This is a genomic window from Streptomyces sp. NPDC055078, from assembly GCF_053607985.1.
In genome coordinates this window covers 1-2,739 of record NZ_JBSGUP010000884.1, presented here as the reverse complement: position 1 = coordinate 2,739, position 2,739 = coordinate 1, and the positions used below count along the sequence as shown (strand labels likewise).

The 2,739-nt window shown below is 71.0% G+C and carries 3 protein-coding genes; all 3 read left to right on the top strand.

What is annotated here, in order from left to right; translation table 11 throughout:
- Nucleotides 1–340: phosphopantothenoylcysteine decarboxylase domain-containing protein (locus ACWF94_RS38130; protein WP_453499489.1), on the top strand; the 340-nt coding region annotated here is incomplete at its 5' end.
- 593 nt (nucleotides 341–933) lie between these two features.
- Nucleotides 934–2,157, top strand: a complete 1,224-nt coding sequence (gene metK, locus ACWF94_RS38125; protein WP_453499487.1) for a methionine adenosyltransferase — start codon at nucleotides 934–936, stop codon at nucleotides 2,155–2,157.
- Between the two features lie 169 nt (nucleotides 2,158–2,326).
- Nucleotides 2,327–2,739: primosomal protein N' family DNA-binding protein (locus ACWF94_RS38120; protein ID WP_453499485.1), on the top strand; the 413-nt coding region annotated here is incomplete at its 3' end.

Genomic DNA, 2,739 nt, shown 5'->3' with positions numbered 1-2,739 from the left:
GATCAAGAAGAAGGACGGCCAGGAGCCCGCGCCCGTCGCCCTGGTCCGCAACCCCGACATCCTCGCCGAGATCTCCGCCGAACGGCCCCGGGCCGGACAGGTGATCGTCGGCTTCGCCGCCGAGACGGACGACGTCCTCGCCAACGGCCGCGAGAAGCTGCGCCGCAAGGGCTGCGATCTGCTCGTGGTCAATGAGGTGGGGGAGAACAAGACCTTCGGGCTCGGGGAGAGCGAGGCCGTGGTCCTGGCCGCGGACGGCGGCGAGACCCCGGTGCCGTACGGGCCCAAGGAGGATCTGGCGGACATCGTGTGGGATCTGGTGGCTCCCCGGCTCGGGTGACAAAGCCCGCACGAGACGAGACAAAGCCCGCACGAGGCGAGACGGGGCGCGCGGGCGGCGCCCCGGGGCGCCCGGGCCGATGTCCGCGTCCGGCCGATGCCCGGCCCGGTTCCCCGCCCGGATCGTGATCCCTACGCGACCCGTCCGCCCCGCCGTCGGCCCTGCGGACCGGCACCGCCGCCGGTCGCGGTGAGTCACCATCCATCGGCAGGCACTTCCTGTCGGCGGGCACCCGCCGACGGGCCGCACCCGGGGGTTGTGCCGGGGAGGTCTGCCCGGTTTCCGGCGGGGGCGGCATGGGCGTATGGGCTCCGAAACCGCGCGAAGGGAGTCATCCGGGCGGGAAGAGCCATCCGGGCGCATGGAAGAAATCCCTCGAAAAGCGGGCATCCATGCTACGGATTTCGGCCTATTGTCCTGCCCGAAACCCTTCGGTCCCAGGTGACAGCGTTCCGGCCCGGCTCCCACGGAGCGAGACGGGTGGTCCGCATCCGGAGGGTCACGGATAAACTGGTCATGGAACGTCGCGGGGCGCAGCCCCCTGCCGGTCCGCCAATGATCAGCCAGCAGCCGCTGCAACCCCAGGGAGCGATGTGTCCCGCCGTCTCTTCACCTCGGAGTCTGTGACCGAAGGTCACCCCGACAAGATCGCCGACCAGATCAGCGACACCATTCTCGATGCCCTTCTGCGTGAGGACCCGACCTCCCGGGTCGCCGTGGAGACCTTGATCACCACCGGTCTGGTGCATGTCGCCGGTGAGGTGACCACCAAGGCGTACGCCGACATCCCGACCCTCGTGCGCAACAAGATCCTCGACATCGGCTACGACTCGTCGAAGAAGGGCTTCGACGGCGCGTCCTGCGGTGTCTCGATCTCCATCGGCGCGCAGTCGCCGGACATCGCGCAGGGTGTGGACACCGCGTACGAGAAGCGGGTGGAAGGCTCCGCCACCGGCGAGGAGAGCGACGACCTCAACAAGCAGGGCGCGGGCGACCAGGGCCTGATGTTCGGCTATGCCTGCGACGAGACGCCGGAGCTGATGCCGCTGCCGATCCATCTGGCGCACCGGCTCGCCCGCCGCCTCTCCGACGTCCGGAAGAACGGGACCATCCCGTATCTGCGCCCGGACGGTAAGACCCAGGTCACCATCGAGTACGACGGCGACAAGGCCGTCCGCCTCGACACCGTCGTGGTCTCCTCGCAGCACGCCTCCGACATCGATCTGGACTCGCTGCTCGCGCCCGACATCCGTGAGTTCGTCGTCGAGCATGTGCTCGGCCAGCTCGTGGACGACGGCATCAAGCTGGACACCGAGGGCTACCGGCTGCTGGTCAACCCGACCGGCCGCTTCGAGATCGGCGGCCCGATGGGCGACGCCGGCCTCACCGGCCGCAAGATCATCATCGACACCTACGGCGGTATGGCCCGCCACGGCGGCGGCGCGTTCTCCGGCAAGGACCCGTCCAAGGTCGACCGCTCGGCCGCGTACGCCATGCGCTGGGTCGCCAAGAACATCGTGGCCGCCGGCCTCGCCGCCCGCTGCGAGGTCCAGGTGGCGTACGCCATCGGCAAGGCCGAGCCGGTCGGCCTCTTTGTCGAGACCTTCGGTACGTCGACCGTCGACGTCGAGCGGATCGAGCAGGCGATCTCCGATGTCTTCGATCTGCGCCCGGCCGCGATCATCCGCGATCTGGAGCTGCTGCGCCCGATCTACGCTCTGACGGCGGCCTACGGCCACTTCGGCCGCGAGCTGCCCGACTTCACCTGGGAGCGTACTGACCGCGTGGACGCGCTGCGCGCGGCGGTGGGCCTGTAGGGCGCGCTGCGAAAGTCCCGCCCGGCCCGCGACACGGCCTAGCCGCCGACCGTACGCGGTGGGCCGACAGGCCCTGGCCCCTGACGAGGGTGCCGGGGCCTTCGGCGTGGCCGTACGCCCGGTGGCGGGGCAGGGCCCGCTGTCCGAGCGCTCTGGTACGAATGACGGTGTGAGCAGCGACGACGAGCGCCCCGAAGAGCCCGCGGCCGGCGGGCCCGAGCAGCTTGCGCTCATCCGGGAGACCGTGCGCAGGGCCAAGGTGCCCAGGGCCAAGCCGCGGACCTGGCGGGGGGCCGCGCTCGCCAAGGAGCTGCCCGTGGCGCGGGTGCTGGTGAACAAGGGCGTGGTGCATCTCGATCGGTATTTCGACTACGCCGTGCCCGAGGAGCTGGACGCCGACGCGCGCCCCGGAGTGCGGGTGCGGGTCCGGTTCGGCGCCGGGGGACACCGGGTGCGGGACGGGCGGCGGGAAGGGGGCGGCCTGATCGACGGGTTCCTCGTCGAGCGCCGTGCCGAGTCGGAGTACGAGGGCGCGCTGGCCGCGCTCGCCTCCGTCGTCTCGCCCGAGCCGGTGCTCAGCCC